General features: G+C 70.6%; 13 protein-coding genes. 6 read left to right on the top strand and 7 right to left on the bottom strand.

The annotated features are described in order from the left end of the window. Positions 1–441: 441 nt before the first annotated feature. The 4 genes from J7520_RS09415 (at position 442) to J7520_RS09400 (ending at position 12536) form a co-directional block, all read left to right on the top strand. Entirely contained in the window at positions 442–2892 is a 2451-nt protein-coding gene (locus J7520_RS09415) for a winged helix-turn-helix domain-containing protein (protein ID WP_291187199.1), read from the top strand. A gap of 188 nt (positions 2893–3080) precedes the next feature. Continuing rightward, a complete protein-coding gene (locus tag J7520_RS09410; RefSeq protein ID WP_291187196.1) occupies positions 3081–6020 on the top strand; it encodes a hypothetical protein in 2940 nt (979 codons plus the stop codon). A 122-nt stretch (positions 6021–6142) separates the two neighbouring features. Continuing rightward, a complete protein-coding gene (locus J7520_RS09405) occupies positions 6143–9181 on the top strand; it encodes a S8 family serine peptidase (protein WP_291187193.1) in 3039 nt (1012 codons plus the stop codon). Positions 9182–9266: 85 nt separating this feature from the next. Further along, on the top strand, positions 9267–12536 hold the full coding sequence (locus J7520_RS09400; protein WP_291187189.1) for a hypothetical protein: 3270 nt from the start codon (positions 9267–9269) through the stop codon (positions 12534–12536). A gap of 142 nt (positions 12537–12678) precedes the next feature. Here the strand turns inward: J7520_RS09400 and hflD are convergent, their stop codons facing one another. The 3 genes from hflD to J7520_RS09385 are packed head-to-tail and all read right to left on the bottom strand — an operon-like array spanning position 12679 to position 14910. Beyond that, entirely contained in the window at positions 12679–13302 is a 624-nt protein-coding gene (gene hflD, locus J7520_RS09395) for a high frequency lysogenization protein HflD (protein WP_291187186.1), read from the bottom strand. Next, complete coding sequence (mnmA, locus tag J7520_RS09390; protein ID WP_345776907.1) at positions 13295–14431, bottom strand: tRNA 2-thiouridine(34) synthase MnmA; 1137 nt, start codon at positions 14429–14431, stop codon at positions 13295–13297. The genes hflD and mnmA overlap by 8 nt, the downstream gene beginning before the upstream one ends. Continuing rightward, positions 14428–14910, bottom strand: coding sequence for an NUDIX hydrolase (locus J7520_RS09385; protein ID WP_291187183.1), 483 nt, complete (start codon positions 14908–14910; stop codon positions 14428–14430). The genes mnmA and J7520_RS09385 overlap by 4 nt, the downstream gene beginning before the upstream one ends. A gap of 123 nt (positions 14911–15033) precedes the next feature. Between J7520_RS09385 and clpS the strand changes: the two genes are divergently transcribed. Together clpS and clpA are read left to right on the top strand one after the other, a co-directional pair. After that, positions 15034–15360: an ATP-dependent Clp protease adapter ClpS gene (gene clpS, locus J7520_RS09380; RefSeq protein ID WP_291187181.1), complete on the top strand. Its 327-nt coding sequence runs from the start codon at positions 15034–15036 to the stop codon at positions 15358–15360. Between the two features lie 75 nt (positions 15361–15435). Continuing rightward, positions 15436–17712: an ATP-dependent Clp protease ATP-binding subunit ClpA gene (gene clpA, locus J7520_RS09375; RefSeq protein WP_291187178.1), complete on the top strand. Its 2277-nt coding sequence runs from the start codon at positions 15436–15438 to the stop codon at positions 17710–17712. 160 nt (positions 17713–17872) lie between these two features. Here clpA and J7520_RS09370 read toward each other — a convergent pair whose 3' ends face one another. The 4 genes from J7520_RS09370 to infA form a co-directional block, all read right to left on the bottom strand. Next, positions 17873–19180 (bottom strand): hypothetical protein, encoded by a 1308-nt coding sequence (locus J7520_RS09370; RefSeq protein ID WP_291187176.1) that lies wholly within the window; start codon positions 19178–19180, stop codon positions 17873–17875. Positions 19181–19463: 283 nt separating this feature from the next. Then, positions 19464–21821 (bottom strand): transcriptional regulator, encoded by a 2358-nt coding sequence (locus tag J7520_RS09365; protein WP_291187174.1) that lies wholly within the window; start codon positions 21819–21821, stop codon positions 19464–19466. Positions 21822–21933: 112 nt separating this feature from the next. Then, positions 21934–22422, bottom strand: coding sequence for a hypothetical protein (locus tag J7520_RS09360; protein WP_291187172.1), 489 nt, complete (start codon positions 22420–22422; stop codon positions 21934–21936). Between the two features lie 5 nt (positions 22423–22427). Next, complete coding sequence (gene infA / locus J7520_RS09355) at positions 22428–22646, bottom strand: translation initiation factor IF-1 (protein WP_291187169.1); 219 nt, start codon at positions 22644–22646, stop codon at positions 22428–22430. Between the last annotated feature and the right edge of the window lie 45 nt (positions 22647–22691).

The raw sequence follows: 22691 nt of genomic DNA, 5'->3' as shown, positions 1-22691 counted from the left end.
GCGGCTCCGCGGGGTGCGATCCGCGAACGCGAATCGGCGATGGGGTCTTCTATTATCGCGCAAACCGTTTCCGCGCTGCGACATCGCCGGGGACGGCCGTTCACGGGACGTCCTGCCGCCGGATACTGTCGGCCGGAGGTCGTGGGCTTGCCTGCACCATGGCGTATCATGGCCGCGTTTCGCACGTGACTCGCCCGTCCTGCCGCGCAAACCACGGCACGACGCGCACTGGGGCGCCTCGAAAAGCTTCGATCGTCGTCGTTCCCGCGCAAGCGGGCGTCCATCGCGTCGTCGATGGATGGGGAGAAAATTCAAAAGGAATCCCCGCCTGTGCGGGGCGGCGAGGTCTTTCGAGGTTCCCGCTACCGGCGTTCCCGCTGCGACGGGATTGCGTCTGGGGCCGGGACTCGATTCGTCGCCAGCACAAGTTCGGAAGTCCTCATGCAGTACCGCTTCGGTCGTTTTCGCTTGTCGCCGCCGGCCCGCGAGTTCTGGCGAGACGACGTTCTGGAACCCCTGCCGCGGCTGCTGTTCGACTGCCTGGCCTATCTGATCGAGAACCGCGAACGCGCCGTCGGCCGCGACGAGCTCGTCGCGGCCGTCTGGGGGCGCGTCGACATCCCCGACGCGCACGTGAGCCAGCTGATCCTGCGCCTGCGCCGCCTGCTCGGCGACGACGGCCAGGCCCAGCACACGGTGCGCACGGTGCCGGGTTTCGGCTATCGCTGGGTGGTTCCGGTCGAGGTCGTCGCCGATCCGTCGCCGTCGGCTTCCACGCCGGCCGTCGACGAGGGCAAGGACGCCGAAACGGACGAACCGGCCGCGGTGCCGGTCGAACAGACGCCGGATCCGCCGACGCAGGACGCGGACCTCGCGCAGGAAGTCACGCCGTCGCCGCCCGCGCACGCATCGCGAGCACGCCGATGGATTCCGATTGGAATCGCCGCCGCGCTCGCGCTCGCCGCCGGAATCCGGCTGTGGCACGGACCGGCCGACGACGTCGCCGGCGAAGTAACCGCCGACGTCAGCACCGACCTTCGCGCCAAGGACGTGCTGATGGTGCTGCCGTTCGACGTCGACGCGCCGCGCGACGCCGGCTGGGTCCGCCTCGGCGCGATGGATCTCGTCGGCGACCGGCTGCGCAGCGCCGGCCTGCCGGTGCTGCCGAGCGACAGTGCGATGGCGGTGTTGCGCGGCGTCAAGCCGGACGCCGGTGCACCGAGTCCCGAGCAGCTCGATCCGCGGCTCGGCGTCGGCATCCTGGTGCAGGGCAGGGCGGCGCGTTCGGCGCAGGGCTGGGATGTCGTGCTCAGCGGCACGCTCGCCGACGGCAGGCAGCTGCGCGTCCAGGCCAGCGACGCCGACGTGATCGTCGCGTCGCGCCGTGCCGCCGACCTGTTCCTGCGCGACGGCTTCGGCAGATCCGCGGCCGACGGCGAAAGCGCGAGCCCGCAGGAAGACGCCCTGCTCGGCCGCCTGAGCGAAGCGCATGCGGCGATGCTGGCCGGCAATCTCGATCAGGCGCGCACCGTGCTGACCGCGCTGCCGCCGGCGCAGGCGGCCGATCCGCGCGCGCAGATCCAGCGCGCGCGCCTCGACCTGCTCGGCGGCCGCCTGGCGGAGGCACGCCAGGATCTGGATGCCGTGCTCGACCACGGCGCGCTCGATGCGCATTCGGCGCTGTACGGCAGCGCCATGAGCGTGAGCGCCAAGCTGCACTATCGCAGCCGGCGCTTCGCCGAGGCGGAACGCGACTACGGCAACGCGATTCGCGTGCTGCAGAACGCCGGCTCGCCGGACGAACTCGGCAACGCGCTGGCCGGACGCGCGATCGCGCGCACCGTGCTGCGCCAGCTCGACGGCGCCGCGGCGGACCTGGGGCAGGCGCGAATCCAGTTGCAGCAGGCCGGCGATCGCCCCGGGCTGGCCCAGGTCGACATGTATTTCGGCGTGATCGAAGGCGAGCGCGGCCGCTTCGAGGCGGCCCTGCCGTATCTGTCGAAGGCGGCCGATACCTTCGATGCGTTCGGCGTGGTCGAGCGCACGGTCACCAGCCTGCACGTCCTGCTGGATGCGCAGATGGAGCTGCTGCAATGGTCGGACGCGCTCGCCACCAGCGACCGCCAGTGGGCGCTGCGCGAACGCGTCGGCGATCCGGCGCTGGCCTTGCTGGTGACCACGCGGCGCGGGCGCGTGCTGCTCGGTCTCGGGCGTCATCGCGAAGCCTTGCAGCTGGCGGCCGAGGCGCAGTCGGTGTCGAACGGGCTCGGCAGCCAGAACCTGCGTTATCTGTACGACTTCCAGACCGAACTGGCGTGGAGCCTCGGGCAATGGAAGAGCGCCGCGGACGCCGCCGATCGCGCGCTCGCGAGCTGGCCGCAGGAACCGACCGCCAAGCGGCGCGCGTATCTGGTCCTGCTGCGCCAGCGTTCGCTGATCGCCGACGGCCGCGCCGACCCGGCGCAGATCGAGCCGCCGCTGCAGCTGGCCGATCCGCAGCCGACGCTCGCCATGCTCGAACTCGCGCGGGCCGAATGGGCCGCCTACCGGCGCAACGAAGCCCAGGCGCAGCAGCACTACGAAGAGGCCTTGAAGATGGTCACGGAGGAGGGCGGCCCGTCGCGCCTGGTCGCCGTCGCCGCCTCCTATGCCGACTGGCTGCTCGGCAGCGGCCGGCTCGAGCAGGCCAGTGCCCTGGCCGGCCGCACCAGCGTCTACGCCGCGCGCGACTTCGGCAGCGCCCTGATGCAGGTCGCCGTGCTGCACCGCTACGACCGCCGCGACCTGTGGAAGGCGGCGCTGCAGCAGGCACGCCAGCTCGCCGGCGAACGCTCGATCCCGGCCGCCCTGACGATGGAATCGACCGCGCGCACGGCCGGAGCGGTGCGCTAGCCGGTCGCGGGAAACGCAGTGCCGGCGCGGGCTTGCGTCGCTGTCACAGGGATTCAATCGCCGTGTAACCGCGGTGTGATGCCTGGATAACCGGCTGCGATTGCCGCTTTCCCGGCGCCCGACCACGATCCGGTCGAGCCGGTTCGAGCGAAGACCGGCCATGCCATTCCATGACCGGGGAGGTCGCCGTGCTGCATCGCATCGTCCACGTCTTGTTCCTCGCGCTGTGCCTGTCGGCGGCATCGCCCGCCGCGGCGGGAGAGGACGCGGTCCTGTTCGAACAGGCGCCCAATCCCGACGGCCAGGGCATCGACGCCGGTGCCTATGCGCGCCCCGAGGACATCCTGCGCTCGACCGAGGTGGCGGACGACTTCGCCGTCTACGACGCCGACGGCTGGACGGTCACCTCGATCGACCTGGTCGCCGGATGGGCGTGCAACGAGAACCGGCCCGACTGCCTCCGTTCGCCGAGCCGCTTCGTCAACGTGCGCATCGCGCCGGACGAGCGCGGGCGGCCCGGCGCGACGCCGATCTGCTCCGCCACGAACGCGCCGTCGATCTATCCGGCCGCGGGCTTCGGCACCGCCTTTCCGCTCACCGCGGTCGACTTCGATGCGCCATGCGCCTTGCCGCCCGGCCGCTACTGGGTAGTGGTGCAGTTCGTCGAGTACGAACCTTTCGATGCGCACACCGGCCTCGGCCATTCCTCGTTCCTGTACGCCTCCACCCAACCCTACCTCGCCAACGGCAGCCCTGGCCTGTTCCGCTACACGCACGGCTACGCGTCCGACCCGATCTGCCCGGACTGGGAATGGGTGGCGCGCTGCGTCAACGCCTGGCAGTGGCAGGAGCCGGCCGCCGTCGAATATTCCTTCCGCATCCACGGCCGGCCCGGACGCGATCCCGGCCAGCTCGAACTGCACCTGACCGCCACGCCGTACGACCCGGCCGCGCCGGATGCCTGCGACGGCAGCGAGCGGATCGCGGTCACGCCGGGCGATCGCCTCAACCTCTGCTACCGCCTGACCAACCGCAGCGGCGCCGACCTGGCCGTGCACACGCTGTCCGGCACGGCGCCGGCGGCGGCTTCGGAAGCCTTCGAGCGCCGCCTCGGCGTCGGCGAGACCTGGCAGCTCAATCGCACCGTCATGGTCGAGGACCAGACGCAGATCGTCGCGACGTGGACCGCGCAGGACGCGCGGCCGGGCTACACCTGGAACGACCACGTCGCCGCCAGCTACGTCGACCTGTCCGCCTCGACCACCGCGCAGCGCGACGTCGGCTATCTGGAGCTTCCGTTCGCGGTCGACTTCTTCGGCGCGTCGAGCCGGCGCGTGTGCGTGATGGAGAACGGCTATCTGCACGTGCTCGCGCACCAGAAACCCGTGCTCTGCCGCACCTCGGCGCAGCCGTCGCAGCCGCTGCCGGCGGTGCTGCCGACGGCGGAGCCGGCGATCCTGCCGTCGTGGCTGGACCTGGTGCCGGGACCGACCGCGGCCAGCGGAACGTACTTCGACGTCATCGGCAGCGAGCCGGGCCAGCGTCGTCTGGTGTTCGAGTGGCGCGACTACGCGCGCTACCAGGCGAGCGGAACCGAACCCGGCACGATCACCTTCGAAGTGACGATCGACGAGGCCAGCGGCGCGATCACCTTCCTCTACCAGGACATGCGCTTCGCCGACAGCCTGTCGCCGGCCGGCGACTACGGCCAGTGGGCCGCCGTGGGCCTGCAGCACGACGCGAACCAGGCGCTGCAGTACTCCTATCGCGACCCTGCGCTGGCGGACGGCAAGGCGATCCGCTGGCAGCCGACCGTGCCGCGGAGCTACGACGTTTCCGCGACGCTGCAGCTGGACGTCGGCGCGCCGCGGCTCGCGCTGGAAACGGCGACGCTCGAAGTCGCCGCGCCCGCCGGCGCGAGCGCCCGCCTGCCGCTGCGCTTCGCCAACGAGGGCGACCGTCCGCTGCGCTGGACTCTCGAGGAAGTTCCGGCAGTCGGCGCTGCGCGGACCGCGCCGGCCGCGGCCCCGGAAGGCGCGATGCTGCCGGTGCCGGCCTATGCCCTGACCGTCGGCAGCCCGCGGCTGCGCGCGGAACTGGTGTCGACCGATCTCGCCGCGCAGGGCGACGGCGTCGAGGTGATCCTCAGCCCCGCCGCGTTCGCCTACCTCGACGACGGTCAGTCGTTGCAGTCCTACGTCGGCGGAGCATTCCTCGGCAACGACTTCGATCGGCTGTACCTGCTCGACATGTACGGTGCGCTCTCCGTCGTCGACCCGGCGAGCGGAGTGCACAGCCCGGTCGCCGAACGCTTGCTGCCGCGCATCGGCCAGCCGCGCTATCCGTGGTTCGCCGGCCTCGCCTGGGACGACACCACGCGGACGCTCTACGCCAGCGGATGGATGCTGGATCCGGACGACGAAGACGGTTTTCGCAGCCGCCTGTACCGGATCGACGCGGCGGCCGGCACGGCCGAGGCCGTCGGCGACGCGCAGAACGACGTCGAGTTCGCCTTCATCGCCGTCGACACGGATGGCCAGATGTACGCCGTCGATCTGCACACCGACGTCCTGCTTCTTATCGACAAGGCCACCGGCGAGTACGAAGTCGTCGGCCCGCTCGGGGAGGACTTCCCCTGGTACGACGGACTGTCCGATCCGAGGGACCGCTATCCCGGTTCGGGCGCCGGGCTGGCCTTCGATCCGTCGACACGCACGCTCTGGTTCTGGTCGAGCCCGGACTTCAACATGTTCACCCCCGACAATCCCGGGCTCTACACGATCGACACGCGCAGCGGCGCGGCCACGCGGGTCTCGCCGTACAGCTCGGCGATCGCCAACGTGCTGGCCTTCGCGATCGCCGTGCCGTACGGCGACTGCGCGCGACCGGGCGAGGTGCCGTGGCTGTCGCTGGCGACCGCGGGCGACACCACCGCGGCCGGCGCCGCGGCCGAGGTCGCGGTCGACTTCGACGCCAATGGGCTGGCGCCGGGCCGCTACACCGCCCGGCTCTGCATCGACAGCAACGATCCGCAGCATCGCCATCGGCCGATCGCGGTGCCGGTCGGCTTCACCGTGACCGGTGCGCAGAGCGACATCTTCGCCAGCGGTTTCGACGCGCAGCAATGAACACGACGGTGCGCCACGAATCGCATGCCTGCGCGGAGCCGGGTTCCCCGCTCGCGCGGTCGAGTCAACGAATTCACCCGGCGGCGTTGCAGCGAACGCCGCCTTCGACGGGATTTGCACAGATGAACAATCGCGTGTGCTTCAGCCTGCTGGCGTGTTCGATCGGCCTGGCCCTGGCGACGGCATCGCCGCTGCAGGCCGCGTCGGCGTCGCCGCAGCCCGGCGTCGAAACTGGCGCGTTGATCGAAGCGAGTAGCACCGGACGCTATCTGGTGACGTTCGAGGAAGCGGGTCTGCTGCACTACGCCGGTGGCGCCGCCGGGCTCGCCGCCACCGCGCCGGCGGCGGGCACGCGCAAGCTCGATGTGAACTCGGCCTCGGCGCGCGCCTATGCGCGCCATCTCGACACGCAACGCGCGGCGCGCATCGCGGCGATCGAGCAGACGCTGGGACGCGCGCTCGACGTGCGCCACGCCTACGGCGTCTATCGCAACGGCCTCTCCGCGCCGATGAGCCTGCCCGAGGCGCAGCGCGTCGCGCGCCTGCCCGGCGTCGTCTCGGTGCGGCCGGTGCGCCGGCTCGCGGCGGGCACGTTCCGCGGTCCGACGTTCGTCGGCGCCGATGCGATCTGGAGCGGCACCGGCGTGACGGCGACGCGCGGGCAGGGCGTGCGCGTCGGCGTGATCGACACCGGTGCGAACAGTGCGCATCCCTCGTTCGCCGACGATGCCGCCTGCGGCTTCGACGAGTCGAACCCGAAGCTGCACGCGTTCGACTGCAACACCAGTTCCGCCGGTCATTGCGACGGGCCGAACCCCGAAGCCGCGTTTCTCGCCGAAGGCGACGTGCTGGGCCACGGCGTGCACACGGCGAGCACCGCGGCCGGCAACACGATCGACCGCAGCGCGGCGCCGCCGCCGGACCTGCCCGAGGGCGTACGCATGTCCGGCGTCGCGCCGTGCGCGACGGTGTATTCCTACAAGGTCGCCAACGACGAAGACGGCGGCATCTACGACGATTCCATCGCCGCCGCGATCGAAAGCCTGGCGGTCGACCAGATCGACGTGGCGAACTATTCGATCGGCCCGACCTGCGGCGGCGGTTCGCCGTGGCAGGACATCGACGACCGCAACTTCCTCGACGCGGTCGCCGCCGACGTGTTCGTCGCCGCTTCGGCCGGCAACACGCGTTCGACGTGCCAGGATCCGGTCGGCCTCGTTTCCCATCTCGGTCCGTGGATGACGACCGTCGCCGCGTCCACGCACGATCAGCTGCTCGCGCCGGCACGCTTCACGCTGACCGGTCCGGGCACGCCTCCGGCGGAGCTGCACGACCTCGGTGTGATTCCCGCCGGCGAAGTGAATCTGTCCGCGGTGGCGGAGCTGGCCGGCGTCCCGATCCGCACCTATCCGGCCAACATCGCCGGCTGCAGCGAGACCGGCGCATTCCCGCCCGGCTACTTCAGCGGCGCCGTCGCGCTGGTCCGCCGCGGCGCGACGCCGCCGGCGACGACCGCGTGCAGCTTCACGGAAAAGGCGAACAACGCGGCGGCCGCCGGTGCGCGGCTCGTGCTGATCGCCAACGACCGCAACGACGCCACGATCATGAGCGCTCCCGGGGCCGCGGTCGCGCTGTTCAAGCTCAACAACCCGCTCGCCTCCGACGCGCTGATCGCGTTCGTCGACGCTCATCCGGGCACCGCCGTCGAAGGCCGCGTGTTCGCCGACGGATTCGACGGCGCGACGACGACCACCGGCGCAACCGGCGATTTCCGCAAGTCCTCCGCGCTCGCCGGCCGGCCGGCCGACGTGCTGGCGGATTTCAGCTTCCGCGGTCCGACGCCCGATCCGTATTCGGCGCTGACCAAGCCCGACGTCACTGCGCCGGGCGTGGACATCTACGCCGCCGGCCGCGCGCAGGACGGCAACTACTTCGCGATGAGCGGCACCTCGATGGCGAGCCCGCACGTGGCCGGCGCCGCCGCCTTGCTGCGCGCGCTGCATCCGGACTGGTCGGTGTCGGAGGTCAAGTCCGCGCTGCAGACGACGGCGGTCGGCGGCGGCACGCAGGAGGACGGCACGACGCCGTGGAACGCCGACCAGGTCGGCAGCGGCCGCATCGACGCGGGCCTCGCCGCGCGCGCCGGACTGACGCTCGACGAGAGCGTCGAGCGCTACCTCGACGCCGATCCGTCCGGCGGCTCGCTCGATCCGAAGGCGCTCAATCTCGCCTCGCTGCGCGAACTGAAATGCGCGCCGGAATGCAGTTGGACGCGCACGGTGCGTAACCGGCTCGAAGGCACCGGCAACTGGACGGCGACGGCGCAGATGCCGCCGGGTGTCGAGGTGACGATCAGTCCGGCGACGTTCTCGGCGGCTGCCGGCGTGACGCAGACGCTCGGCATCACGGTCAAGCCGACGCGCACGCTCGGCGCGCCGACCTTCGGCCAGATCGTGTTCAAGGAAGCCAACGGACTCGCGCCGGACCAGCATTTCACGCTGGTGGTCGGCAACGAGCCGGGAATCGGCGTCGGGTGCCGCAGCGGCGCGTGCGAGTTCCGCATCGACACGCTCGCGATCGACTACCAGATTCTCGCCAACGACGCCGAGTTCGTCTGGCTCAACCGGTTCACGCCGGCGCCGACCGATTTCCCGATCACGATCCGCTCGATCACCACGCTGATCGACATGCAGGTGGCCGGCAACGACGAGGGCGATCGCATTCCCGTGCACGTGTACCGGGACGACGACTCCGACCCGAGCAACGGCGCGACCCTGGTCGGTTCCTACATCGACTTCGTGCTGCCGGCGCCCGGTCCGGTGCCGGTCTTCACCACGATCGAGCTGCCGACGCCGATCGTCGTCGACGGCCCGGGCGACGTGCTGATCGCGATCAGCAACATGCGTACGGCGCGCAACGCCACGCGTTCGATGACCGCCGATCGCGGGCCGTTCAAGGGCCGCTCGTGGATCGGCGCGCTCTACGACGCGCCGCCCGGCGCGGTGCCGGGACTCGGCGAAAGCGACGTCGGCCTGCGCCTGGCCAACCAGCCGGGCTGGGGCGGCAGCGTGGAGGGCAACTGGATCATTCGCGCGAGCGGCACCAATGCCGCCGGCAAGACCATCGAACTCGGCGTGTCGGACGAGCCGGCGCAGCCGTAGCCAGGGCGATGCGGACATTCAAGCAAGCGTCGCCGTCCGCACGCCTCGCGTGCGGGCCGCGGCATCAGGTCATCGGGGGTTGTCAATGAAAGTTCGGAATGGATCGTCGGCGCGCGCGTCCGCGGCCGTGTTCTACGCGGCGGCCGGCGCGGCGCTGTTCGGCATCGCCGCCGTCGCCGGCGCCGCCCAGAGCGGCGCGCGGGCCGGTGCGACGACGAAAGCGCCGCGCCCCGCAGTGAACGTGAATGCCGGCGCGGTTCGGCCGGACGGCGCGGAACTCGCCCTGACGGTCGGGCTCACGCTCAACGGCGACGGATCCACCTGCGGCACCAACACGGCGGTGGTCGCCGAGATCGGCGACACGATCGACTTCTGCTACACCGTCACCAACCATTCGGCGATCGCGCTCTCCTTCAGCACCCTGGAGGACAGCGTCGACGGCGTCGTCTTCGCCAGCCTGCCGACGCCGATCGCGGCCGGCGGCGGCACCTACGTGCATCACCGCAGCGTGGTCGCGCGCAGCACCGGCGAGGTCGTGCACTCGGCGACCTGGAAGGCCTTCGGCGGCGATCTCGGCTACACCGCCGACGACGCCGCCATCACGCCGTTCGTCGACATCCGCCAGAGCGGCACGCCGCTGACGCCGGGCGACAACCGCACGGTCGCGATCGCGCTGCCGTTCGCGTTCGCGCTGCACGGCGTGCCGTCGGACACGCTGTGCGTCGGCGACAACGGCGGCCTGATCCTCGGCCGCTCGTTCCTCGCCTGCGAACAACTGAACCTGTACTGGAACAACGTGCCGCTGCCGTCCTACGACATCGGCGGCGCGACGATTTTTCCGTACTGGGACGACTTCACCTCCGGCGGCCTGCCGCCGGTCGAGGACGGTCTCTACTGGCACGTGCGCGGCGAACCCGGCAGTCGCGAACTGATCGTGCAGTGGAACAAGCCGAAAGTGGACTGGCCGAACTACACGCCGCAGCGGGCGAACTTCGAGGCGATCCTGCGCGAAGACGGCTCGCTGTCCTTCGTCTACGACCACCTGGGCTTCGGCTCCGCCGCCAACCCCGGCTGGGACGACGGCGGCAAGGCGACGATCGGCCTGCAGGACGCCGATCGTTCGATCGTCAACCAGTATTCCTACGCGACCCCCTTGCCGCATCTGCCGCCGTCGGCGATCGACTGGCGCTGGAACGCGACGGTGCTCGGTGCGCAGGCCGACGTCGACGTCGAGGTCAGCGCGGCGGTGCTCGCCGTGACGCCGGCGTCGATCGGCGCAGCGGCGCCCTCGGGCAGCGGCACGCCGGTCGTCGCGCCGCTCACGATCCGCAACGACGGGCGCATCGCGCTGGACTGGAGCGTGGACGAACTGCCGTCCTCGCGCGCGCATTTCCCGCGCACGCGGCGCAGCCTCGCACCGATCGCCGCTCCGCTGCTCTCCCCCGCGGATGTCGCGCCGGACCGCGACGCCGGCGTCCCGGCCTACCTGTTCGGCACCGTGCCGCGCGAGTACTTCTGGTCGCTCGACCTGCTGCGTCCGGAGACGTTGACCACGCTGCGCATCGGACTGCCGGCGAACCTCTCCGGCGCGAGCTTCGTCGACAACGACTTCAGCAAACTCTACGTGATCGGCTTCGACGGCAGCTTCGGCTTCGTCGACACGGTGAAGGGCGATCTGACGCCGATCGGCCAGACAGCGCCGGACCCCGGTCACATCGGCTGGCGCGGGCTGCGCTGGGACGCCGGCAGCGGCAAGCTGTACCTGACCGACATCACCGCCGACCGCACGTCGCGGCTGTACACGATCGACCGCACCAGCGGCGCGGTGGCGCTGGTCGGACCGATCGCGGGCAGCGGCCTGCCGGCGCAGATGAACGTGTCCGCGGTCGCGATCGCACCGGACGGCTTGATGTACGGCGTCGACGCCGAAGCCGGCGTGCTGCTCGCGATCGACAAGAGCACCGGTGCGGCGGCTGCGATCGGATCGCTCGGCATGCAGCTGCCGGTGCCGACCGGTCTCGACTTCGCCGGCGCCGGCATGCATCTGGATTTCGATCCGGCTTCCGGCGCGCTGTATCTGGTCGCCAACGAACAGTACCGCCAGGGTGGCGATGCCGCCTTCGCCACCAACGTCTACGCCGTCGATCGGGTCGGCGGCACCGCGGTGCCGCTCGGCCCCTTGTTCGGCTCTCCCAGCCAGGGCGCCCGCGCGATGGCGATCGCGCGGCCGTGGCGCACCTGCGTGCTGCCCGGCGAGGTGTCGTGGCTGTCGGTCTCGCCGACCAGCGGCACGGTGGGCGCCGACGCGCCGCCGGCCGAGGCGACGGTCACGCTCGATCCAAGCGGTCTCGCCGATGGCCTGTATTCGGCGGACCTGTGCATCAGCAGCAATGATCCGCTGCGTCGTCGCGCCAGTGTGCCGGTGGAGTTCACCGTCGGCACGGTCGCGCCGTCGGCTGCGGTCGCGCCTTCCCCCATGAGTGTCGCGATCGCGGTCGGCGCCTCGCGGATCGAACCGTTGACGATCGCCAACGTCGGTACGCGCGGCAGCCGCCTGAGCTACGAGATCACCGAAGCGCCGACCGATTGTTCGGCACCGGCCGACGTCGCCTGGCTGCGCGCGATGCCGGCCAGCGGCGAACTCCGCGACGGCGAATCCGCGCCGCTGGCGGCGGTCGGCTTCGACGGCAGCGCGCTGGAGGAAGGCGTGCATACCGCCGTGCTGTGCGTGCGCACCAACGATCCCGCGCAGCCGTCGATCACGCTGCCGGTCGAGCTGACCGTGACGCCGCCGGACGCCTTGTTCGCCAGCGGCTTCGAAACGCCGGTCGACGGCGGCGAGCCGCGCCCCGGCATCTATACCGACCGCGCCGCGTTCCTGACGCGCGTCGAGCCGGGCTACTTCGAAAATCCGTTCACCCACGTGACCGTGCGCGTCTACGGCATCGGCTACCGGTATCGGCAGGGCGATCTCGCCTACACGCTGGCGACGGACCTGCTGCCGATCGACGGCGGCGGGTTCCTCAGCTACACCCTGCCCGGTGTGATCACGACCTACGATGCACGCGCGAAGATCGTCGTCACCTTCACCGGCGGCGAGGTGACCGCGGTCGGCGGCAACTTCTGGGCGACCGACGCGGACGAAGCGCCGATCGCGATGAACGTCACCGTCGCGCTCAGCGACGGCAGCCGCGAAACCTTCGTCGCTTCGGACCGAACGGATTTCCGCGGCTTCACCTCGGCGGTGCCGATCACCAGCGTGACGATCGAGTCGGGAGACTCCCAGTCGCCGTCGATCTTCGGCTGGACCTCGATGGACAACCTGATCGTCGGGCGCAACGCGTTTCCCGAGTAGGGGGATTTCAACGAAGGTCTTGCCCGGACTCGACCGCTTCGCGCATCGACGTCCGCGGCGAGCCGGAGCGTCGAGGCGCGAGGTTGAAGGCCGCGCTCTTCCGATCCGCTGACGGCGTCGTCGAAACGGCGACGCCGTCGCTTCAGCCGCGATCGAGCGTGCTGCGCGAGAGCAGTCCGCGCGCCAGCATCGCGTATTCGCGCCGGCGCATCAGCAGGCGCAGCTGGCTGCCGCCGACCTGGCGCCACAGCACCGCCGCGCGCACGGCGGCGAGCAGCAGGGCGCGGATCTGCTCGACCTTCTGCGCGTCGGCGAGCTGCAATGGATTGCCGTGCACGACCACGCGCGGGCGCAACTGCGACAGCGTGGCGACGTACAGTTCGGCCAGGCGCGCCTGCACGCTCGTGTGCGCGACGCCGAGATGGTCGACCTGGCGCTGGATGCTCTCGATGCCGCCGCGCAGTTCGCGCAGCATCGCCGGGCGGCGCGACAGCTTGCGCTCCAGGCGCAGCACGCCGAGCACGAGCTGGGTCAGGGTGAGGTCGCGCTTGTCGTTCTCGAACTGGTCGAGCAGCGTTTCCAGGCCGGAGCGCAGGCCGTTGAGGCCGCCGAACACGTCGGCCGCGCTGTCGGCGTCGAAGCGGAACACGCTGGCGAGGCTGGTCTGCACGGCGACGGCGTCGGCACGACCTTGCGTGGCGACGTCGCGCACCAGCCGGCACGCCTGCAGCACGCCGGCCATCGCGATGACGCGCGACTCACGCATGCGCGACCTCGCTGCGGCGCGGCGCCGGCCGCAGGCCGCCGAACGGCGCGTCGCTGCGCTCGATGACGCCGCCGCCGAGGCAGACGTCGCCGTCGTAGAACACCACCGACTGTCCCGGCGTGACCGCGCGCTGCGCGTCGTCGAAATGCACGCGGCAGCGTTCGCCGTCGACCTCGACGCGGCAGGCCTGGTCGGCTTGCCGGTAGCGGGTCATCGCCGTGCAGCGGAATTCCGCGGCCGGCGCGGCGCCGGCGATCCAGGTCAGCTCGGCGGCGTCGAGCGTGTGCGATTGCAGCCAGTCGTTGGCGTTGCCCTGCGCGACGTAGAGCACGTTGTCGGCGACGTCCTTGCCGACCACGTACCAGGGTTCGCCCTCGCTGCCGCGGCGGCCGCCGATGCCCAGGCCGCTGCGCTGGCCGAGCGTGAAATAGAACACGCCCGGATGCTCGCCGACGGCGACGCCGTCCGGCGTGCGCATCGGGCCGGGCTGCGCCGGCAGGTAGCCGGAAAGGAACTGGCGGAAGTCGCGCTCGCCGATGAAGCAGATGCCGGTCGAGTCCTTCTTGTCGTGTGTGGCGAAGCCGGCCTCGCGCGCGAGGGCGCGCACCTCGCTCTTGTGCAGCTCGCCGAGCGGGAACAGCGTCGCCGCCAGCGCGGTCTGGCCGAGCGCGTGCAGGAAGTAGGTCTGGTCCTTGCCGGCGTCGAGCGCGCGGCGCAGGCGGAAGCGGCCGTCGACTTCGTCGACGCGCGCGTAGTGGCCGGTCGCGATCTTCGACGCGCCGAGCGCGTGCGCGTGATCGAGGAACAGGCTGAACTTGATCTCGCGGTTGCACAGCACGTCCGGGTTCGGCGTGCGCCCGCGACGGTACTCGTCGAGAAAGCGCGCGAACACCTGATCCCAGTATTCGGCGGCGAAGTTGCGCGTGTGCAGGGCGATGCCGAGCTTGGCGCAGATCGCGACGGCGTCCTTGCGATCGGCGTCGGCGCGGCACGGGCCGTGGCGCTCGTCCTCTTCCCAGTTCTGCATGAAGAGGCCAGCGATGGCCGCGCCCGAGCGCTGCTGCAGCAGCGCGGCGACCGAGGAATCGACGCCGCCGGACAGTCCGACGATGGTGTCGGCGGCATTCACAGAGTCGTGATCGCGCCGAGCGGCAGGCGGCGCCCGGAGAGCCAGTCGTCGATGCCGGCCAGCACCATCGGGCTGCGCAGGCGTTCGGCGGCGGCGAGGATCTCCTCGCGCGTCATCCACAGCGCGCGCAGGATGCCGTCGTCGAGCGGCCGCGCCGGATCGTGCTCGAGCGCTTCGGCGGCGAAGGTGAAGCGCAGGAATTCCTCGCCGTCCGGCGCGCGCCATTGATGCACGCCGAGCAGGCCGGTCAGCTCGACCGTCCAGCCGGTTTCCTCCAGCGTCTCGCGCACCGCCGCCTGCTGCAGCGTCTCCTCCGGATCGAGGTGCCCGGCCGGCTGGTTCAGCACGACGCGGCCGCGCACGGTTTCCTCCACCAGCAGGAAACGCCCGTCGCGCGACACCACGGTCGCGACGGTCACGTGCGGGCGCCAGACGTCGGCGTCGTCCAGTGCGGGGTTCTGCAACGCTAAGCGGTTCATCATCATCCAAGTCTAGCAGGCACCCCGGGCGGGGCCTTGCAGAGCGGGGTTTCGGCATCATCTGTGACGCGAGCCTCCGGCGCGCGGCGCTATACTCAGGACAGCATGCAATTGCCCATCCGTATGTCACAGCAGCCCGAACGACACACCGAACACCTGCCTGGCCTCGCGGTCGAGGAGGCGCGGCCGGAGGTCGCGCGCCCGCCGCTGTACCAGGTGATCCTGCTCAACGACGATTTCACGCCGATGGACTTCGTGGTCGTGGTGCTGGAAACGTTTTTCAACCTCGACCGCGAGCGCGCGACGCAGGTGATGCTGCACGTCCACACGCGCGGCAAAGGCGTCTGCGGCGTGTTCACGCGCGAGGTCGCCGAAACCAAGGTCACCCAGGTCAACGAATTCTCGCGTACGCACCAGCATCCGCTGCTGTGCACGATGGAAAAAGCGTGACTCCGGCGGGGCCGGATTGAACCGCACGAGAACGACCCGCATATCGCGTGCAGTGAATTAGGAGGCACCCCTCGCATGTTCAGCAAGGATCTCGAAGCCACCATCGGCCAGTGCTACAAAGACGCACGCGAACAGCGGCACGAGTTCATGACCGTCGAGCATCTGCTGTTGGCGCTGCTCGACAACGCATCCGCCACGGCCGTGCTGCGCGCCTGCAACGCGGACACCGCCAAGCTCGCGCGCGACCTGCGCTCGATCATCACCGAAACCGTTCCGGTGCTGCCGCCGAACGACGAGCGCGACACGCAGCCGACGCTGGGCTTCCAGCGCGTCCTGCAGCGCGCCGTCTACCATGTGCAGTCGTCCGGGCGGAAGGAAGTCACCGGCGCCAACGTGCTGGTGGCGATCTTCGGCGAGAAAGATTCGCACGCGGTCTATTTCCTCGGCCAGCAGGACGTCACCCGGCTCGACGTCGTCAACTACATCTCGCACGGCATCGCCAAGCTCGGCCACGAGTCCGGCGCGCAGCCGGCCGGCGGCGAGCCGGGCAAGGAAGGCGAGGGCGGCGAGGAGCCGCGCGGCAATCCGCTGGCGGAGTTCGCCAACAACCTCAACGAGCTGGCCCGCCAGGGCAAGATCGATCCGCTGATCGGGCGCAACGAGGAAGTCGAGCGCACGATCCAGGTGCTGTGCCGCCGTCGCAAGAACAATCCGCTCTACGTCGGCGAGGCCGGCGTCGGCAAGACCGCGCTGGCCGAGGGCCTGGCCAAGCGCATCGTCGAAGGCCAGGTGCCGGACGTGCTCAAGGACGCGACGATCTGGGCGCTCGACCTCGGCGCGCTGGTCGCCGGCACCAAGTACCGCGGCGATTTCGAGAAGCGCCTGAAGGGTGTCATCACGCAGCTGAAGAAGGAGCCGGGCGCGATCCTGTTCATCGACGAGATCCACACCATCATCGGCGCCGGCTCGGCGTCGGGCGGCACGATGGACGCGTCGAACCTGATCAAGCCGGTGCTCGCCTCGGGCGAGCTGCGCTGCATCGGCTCGACCACGTTCCAGGAATACCGCGGCGTGTTCGAGAAGGACCGCGCGCTGGCGCGGCGCTTCCAGAAGATCGACGTGGTCGAGCCTTCGATCGCCGACAGCTTCGAGATCCTGAAGGGCCTGAAGACGCGCTTCGAGGAGCACCACAAGGTCGAGTACACCAACGACGCGCTGAAGGCCGCGGTGGATCTGTCGGTCAAGCACATCGCCGACCGCCTGCTGCCGGACAAGGCGATCGACGTGATCGACGAGGCCGGCGCGCGTCAGCACCTGCTGCCCGAACAGGACCGCAGCGGCCGCGTCGACGTGCCCGACATCGAGTTCATCGTCGCGCGCATGGCGCGCATTCCACCCAAGCAGGTCTCCGCGTCGGACCGCGACGTGCTGCGCAACCTCGACCGCAACCTGAAGATGGTCGTGTTCGGCCAGGACGCGGCGATCGACGCGCTGACCAGCGCGATCAAGATGGCACGCTCGGGCCTGGGCAATCCGAACAAGCCGATCGGCAATTTCCTGCTGACCGGACCGACCGGCGTCGGCAAGACCGAGGTCACGCGCCAGCTGGCGATGCAGCTCGGCATCGAGCTGGTGCGCTTCGACATGTCCGAGTACATGGAAGCCCATTCGGTCTCGCGCCTGATCGGCGCACCGCCGGGCTACGTCGGCTTCGACCAGGGCGGCCTGCTGACCGAGCAGATCGTCAAGCATCCGCACTGCGTGCTGCTGCTCGACGAGATCGAGAAGGCGCATCCGGACGTCTACAACGTGCTGCTGCAGATCATGGACCGCGGCGCGCTGACCGACACCAACGGACGCGAGGCGAACTTCAAGAACGTGATCGTGGTGATGACGACCAACGTCGGTGCGCAGGCCGCGGCGCGGCGCACGATCGGCTTCGTCGAGCAGAACCACCAGACCGACGCGATGGAAACGCTCAAGCGCACCTTCACGCCGGAGTTCCGCAACCGCCTCGACGCGATCGTGCAGTTCAATGCGCTCGACTTCGAGCACGTCCTGCGCGTGGTCGACAAGTTCCTGATCGAGCTGGAGATGCAGCTGCAGGAGAAGCACGTCTCGCTGACCGTCGACGCCGACGCGCGCCGCTGGCTGGCCGAGAACGGCTTCGATCCGCAGATGGGCGCGCGTCCGATGGCGCGGGTGATCCAGGACAGCGTCAAGCGCCTGCTCGCCGACGAACTCCTGTTCGGCAAGCTCGCCGACGGCGGCAAGGTGCTGCTGTCGCTGAAGGACGGCAAGCTGGCGGTCGATTGCGAGACGGCGGAGAAGATGCCGGCCGTGGTCGAATAGCCGCTCGGGTTCGACGCGAGGCGGGATGTCTCGCGTCGCCGGGTTCCGACGAAAAGCCGCGGACCGCCGCGGCTTTTTTTTTCGCCCCGCATCGGCCTGAGCTTCGGGCCGGCTTCGCCGTGCGCTCGATGCACGGGAATGACGACGTTCCGCGGGTCTCCTACCGCGCCCGCTGCGCCAGCGACCGAGCGTCTCGCAGCGAGCCGTCGAAACCATCGGCGAAGATCGCATCGCCCGCGGCATAGAAGTACGCGGCGCCCTGCTCGGCATGCGCGCCGACGCCGGCGTGGTACGCGCCGGCGAGCGCGACGCCGCTGGAGATACCGACCGCCAGGCCGAAGTTCTCGTGCGCCGCGCCGTCGCTGGCGACCAGCCGCCGCGTTTCCGCCCAGGCGCCGCCGTCGAGGTCGAACACGTAGGCGGCGCCCTGGTACTGGCGGCCGTCGACGTCGACGTCGAACGCGCCGACGATCGCCTGCGCGCCTTCCAGGTCGAGCGCGTAGCCGAAGTAGCGCGTGTTGTCGGGCGCGTCGCTGCCGGCGAGGAGTTGCCGTTCCTGCCAGAGGCCGTCCGCGCGCACGAGCACGTAGGCGACTTCCTTCAGCGGTGCGCCGATCAGCGCGGCGTCGCCGGAGATCGCCACCGCCTGGCCGTAGCCGTCGAACGCGGCGCCGCCGCTGCCGGCCAGCTTCTGGCTCTCATGCCAGACGCCGCCGCTCTCGTCGAACGCGTAGGTGGCGCCTTGCGCGGCGTTGCCGTCGACGGTCGCGTCGGCGGCGCCGATCAGCGCCGCCTGTCCCTCGATCGCGACGGCGCGGCCGAAATGCTCGTCGGCGGCGCCATCGGTAGCGGCCAGCTTGGCGACTTCGCTCCAGTTTCCGCCGGCCAGCGAGAACACGTAGGCCGCGCCCTGGTCGCTGCGTCCGGCGACGTCGGCGTACGGCGCGCCGATCAGCGCGGTGGTTCCCGACAGCGCCACCGACCAGCCGAAGTTGTCGTACTCCGCGGCGTCGCCAGCGGTGAGCTTCTGCGTCTCGCTCCAGACGCCGTCGCCGCCGCGCGTGAATACGTACACCGCGCCGGCGAAGCGGCCGCCGCCGACGTGTGCGCCGTTCGCGCTGATCAGCAGAGTGTCGCCGTCGAGCGCGATTGCCTCGCCGAACTGGTCCAGTTCCGCACCGTCGGCGGCGACGAGCTTCTGCGTCGGCGTCCAGGCGCCGTCGGCGCGCGTGTAGACGTAGACGGCACCTTGCGCCGGATGGTCGACCGTCGCCACGTAGGCGCCGATCACGGCGGTGTCGCCCGAAATCGCCAGCGAGCAGCCGAAATTGTCGCCGGGGCTGCCGTCCGCGGCGCTGACCTTCTGTTCGGCCCATGCCTCCGCGGCCTCCGCGGCGGGCGCCGACAGGGCGGTCAGGGCGAGTACGGTGTTGAATGCGGCGGAGAGCGTTCGTGCAGCGGTGCGCATGGACGGTGCGGCCTGGTCGGCGACGGGCGAGCCCATCGGAGTCGGCAGCAGGCTGCCAGCAAACGCCGGGCACCACATTCCCATCGCCTAAAATCCGCGTTCGCGTCGCATTGCCATGTGCACGCATGCCGCGGTTGATGCCCGGCAACGAGAGCGTCGGACGCGGATCAACATGGATCGACGCGGATCAAGAAAATATCTTTCTTGGATTGCTCTATCCGTGTTGATCCGCGTCAATCCGCGTCCGGCTCTTCACGCTCCGCTCCGACGTGCAGCGCCACGTTCAGGGCGAGCCTTGCAGCAGCGCCGGAACGACCCGCTCGCCGGCCAGCGCGCGCGTGCGGATCAGCGCGGTGCGCCAGGCCGGGCCGGAACCGGCGCTGTGGTAGAGCCGCAGTTGCAGCAGCGAAGCCGGATAGCTCTGCGCCGCCCACGGCGCGACGCGCTCGGCCACCGCGCTGGCGCGTTCGGTGGCGCGCGTGGTGATCAGCCATGACGCATATGCGTCGACGACCTGCAGCAGATCGAGCGGGACGCGGCCCTGGTCGGCTGCGGCCAGCGCCTGCTCGAATGCCGTCCGCGCAGTGTCGGCGTCGCCGCGTGCGGCGGCGAGTTCGGCTTTCGCCAAGGTCGCGTACACCGTGCCGGCCGCGCCGTCGTTTTCGCTCTGCGCCGCGAAGCGGGCGAGACTGGCTGCGGCGGCGTCGAAGTCGCGCGCCGCGATCTGCGCGCGCACCAGCGTCAGCCCGTTGCGCAGGCGCTGGCGCGAATCGTCGGGCTGGTCGAGTCGCGCGAAAGCGTGCCCGGCAGCGACCGCGGCGCGGCTGGCGTTGCCGGCGGCGAGCAGGCGGCGCGCCTCGATCGCCTCGGCGCGGCCCTGCAGAATGGCGTCGCCGAGACGGACGAGCTCGTCCTGCAGCGATTCGAACAGCTCGTCGGCGGCACGCAGCGTGCCGTTGGCGTCGAGGATCTCGACCCGCGTCAGGCCGGCCGTCAGTCGCGAGCGCGGGTCGTTCACGCGCGCCGACAGATCGCGCAGGCGCGGCTCGATCGTCGCGGCGGTGGCCGGATCGAGCAGGATCAGGCGCGCCTGCGCGACGGCGTCCCAGGCGTTCAGCGCGGCGTAGTGGACACGCAGCGACTCGAAGCGCGCGGCGGCGCGTTCCAGGATCGGAATCGCCTCGGCCTGGCGGTCGCGCAGCAGCTCGAACGCACCGAAATTCGAATCGACGAAGGTCAGCGACAGGCTGTCGCCGGCATTGCTCAGCGCGAGGCGCGCGCTGGCGAAGTCGGCCAGAGCTTCCTCGTCCCGGCGCAGCGCCATCCGGGCGGCAGCGCGGTCGGCGTAGGCCTTGCCGAGCTGGTGCTGGTTGCCGCTGTCGGCGAGCAGATGGATCGACTCGGCATGCAGCGGCTCGGCGGTAGCCGGATCGTTGCGGCGCAAGGCGATCACGCCGAGTGCGTCGAGCACGCGCGCGCGCAGCACCGCGTCGCGCTCGGCGGTGACCTGGTCGCGCAGCCGCGTCAGCGACGCCGTGGCCGCGTCGAGATGGCCGGCCTGCGCGTCGATCTTGGCGAGCCGGAACACGACTTCGGGCTGATCGCGTTCGCCCGGCGGCGCTCGCTCGATCAGCGCGCGCGCCTCGTCGAGCCGGTCGTTCAAGGTCGCCGCCTCGACCTGCAGCAGCAGCGTGCGCAGCGACGGTGCGCCGGCGTCGCCGAGGCGTGCGGGCCGGGCGAGTCCGAGCTGCGCGGCGAGATCGTCGGCAGCGGCGGTGGCGGCGGCCGGCGCGTCGTCGGCGACGCCGCTCGCCGCCAGCGACGCGGGCTGGCCGTACACCGCGCGCAGGTTCACCTGCCAGCGCTCGCCGTCGCGCGACACCTGCGGCTCGAGCACCAGCGCGGCGGAAGCGGCGGCGGCGAGCCGTGCGAGTTCGGCCGGATCGGCGGTGTCGAAGGCGCGCGCGAGTTCGACCACGTTGTCGCTGGCGACCACCTTGCGTCCGCTGCTGCGCAGGCGTTCGGCGATCAGATCCATCAGGCCGAGGCGCATCCACGGCGCGTCGGGCGTGTCGCCGACGAGTGCCGGCAGCACCAGCACGGCGTCGTTCGTGCGCGCGGCGGCGTCGCTGCTGCGCGTGTCGTGCGCGCGGCGATCGAGCGCGAACCAGGCGGCGGCGATCGCGGCGACGAGCGAAAGGGCCGCCACGACGAGCAGCAGGCGCCGCGGCGAACGCCGGCGCACCGGCGTGGCCGCGGCGACCGGCGCCACGACGGCAGCGATTTCCGGGGGCGCCGCGGCGACGGGAGCGCTCGGCGCGGACACGGTCGGCGCGACCCAGCGATAGCCGTAGCCGACCACGGTGCGGATGTACTGCTGCTCGCGGCCGGTGTCCTCGAACGCGCGCCGTGCGTGCAGGATGGTCTGGTTCAGCACGCTGTCGCTGACGTCGACGCGTCCCCAGACGGCGGCGATCAGTTCGTCGCGGCCGACCGCGCGGTCGCGCTGCTGCAACAGGTAGACGACGCAGTCGAAGGATTTGGCCGGCAAGGCGAGCCGCTCGCCGCCGCGCAGCAGCTCGCGCGTGTCGGGGTCGATCAGGAAGTCGCCGCAGCGGTAGGCGTTGGCAGTCGGCGACATCGCGTTCGCTCAGCCCCCGATGGATGACGGCAGGAAAGTGGAACTATCGCCGAACGGACGCGAACTTGCAGTGGGTCGCGATGTGGAGGCCGGCGATGGACGAGCTTGCGGGTCAAATCCCCGGTTTCTGGACCGCCATGGTGCAAGGGTCCGTCGGCAGGGTGAAGCCCGGCGTGTCGACGCGGCGCTTGTCGAACACGTCGTGAGTCTTGAGCGAAACCAGGCGAAGGCGTCCGCTGCCGGACGTGCTCGCGCGATATCGCTCGATGAAGTAGTCGTCCGGGGGAACGCTCCGTCCGTTGACCGTCTGGGTGGTCGTTTTCACGACACCGTCCGCATATTCCCAGCGGCCGCTTTCCACGACGACTTCGCGCAGCGTTCCGTTGCGGCACAGCCGGAAGTACGCAACGAAACTGCCGTCGGCATTGGTCACTTGCAGGTCGTCGCCGCGCAATTGGGGATCGCCCAGCATCACGGCGTTGCCGTGCCAGGTTCCGACGAGTTGGGCGGTGGTGGGTGCGGTGTCGCTCGCCGGGGCATGCGCACAACCGGCAGCGGCGACGAGCGTGGCGAGCAGACCGGCGCGAAGCGGACAGCCCACCGGTCCTACCTCATGCGGTAGGTGATGCGGCCCTTGGTCAGGTCATACGGGGTCATCTCGACCTTGACCTTGTCGCCGGTCAGGATGCGGATGTAGTTCTTGCGCATGCGGCCGGAGATGTGGGCCGTGACCACGTGACCGTTCTCGAGCTTCACGCGGAACACCGTGTTCGGAAGGGTTTCGAGGATCGTCCCTTCCATCTCGATGACGTCGTCTTTGGACATTGTTCCCTTGGGTTCTGCGGGGCCGGACGGCCCAGAAAGGCGCGC

The sequence above is a fragment of the Dokdonella sp. genome, assembly GCF_017744955.1.
Lineage (GTDB): Bacteria > Pseudomonadota > Gammaproteobacteria > Xanthomonadales > Rhodanobacteraceae > Dokdonella_A.
The sequence above is the reverse complement of the archived record's forward strand: the minus strand, read 5'-3'. Positions and strand labels throughout refer to the sequence as shown.

What these genes read in the sequence shown, in the direction of transcription:
- J7520_RS09415 (WP_291187199.1), top strand. Translation starts at nt 442, where the DNA reads ATGCAGTACCGCTTCGGTCGTTTTCGCTTGTCGCCGCCGGCCCGCGAG.
- J7520_RS09405 (WP_291187193.1), top strand. Translation starts at nt 6,143, where the DNA reads ATGAACAATCGCGTGTGCTTCAGCCTGCTGGCGTGTTCGATCGGCCTG.
- J7520_RS09400 (WP_291187189.1), top strand. Translation starts at nt 9,267, where the DNA reads ATGAAAGTTCGGAATGGATCGTCGGCGCGCGCGTCCGCGGCCGTGTTC.
- hflD (WP_291187186.1), bottom strand. Translation starts at nt 13,302, where the DNA reads ATGCGTGAGTCGCGCGTCATCGCGATGGCCGGCGTGCTGCAGGCGTGC.
- J7520_RS09385 (WP_291187183.1), bottom strand. Translation starts at nt 14,910, where the DNA reads ATGAACCGCTTAGCGTTGCAGAACCCCGCACTGGACGACGCCGACGTC.
- clpS (WP_291187181.1), top strand. Translation starts at nt 15,034, where the DNA reads ATGTCACAGCAGCCCGAACGACACACCGAACACCTGCCTGGCCTCGCG.
- clpA (WP_291187178.1), top strand. Translation starts at nt 15,436, where the DNA reads ATGTTCAGCAAGGATCTCGAAGCCACCATCGGCCAGTGCTACAAAGAC.
- J7520_RS09370 (WP_291187176.1), bottom strand. Translation starts at nt 19,180, where the DNA reads ATGCGCACCGCTGCACGAACGCTCTCCGCCGCATTCAACACCGTACTC.
- J7520_RS09365 (WP_291187174.1), bottom strand. Translation starts at nt 21,821, where the DNA reads ATGTCGCCGACTGCCAACGCCTACCGCTGCGGCGACTTCCTGATCGAC.
- infA (WP_291187169.1), bottom strand. Translation starts at nt 22,646, where the DNA reads ATGTCCAAAGACGACGTCATCGAGATGGAAGGGACGATCCTCGAAACC.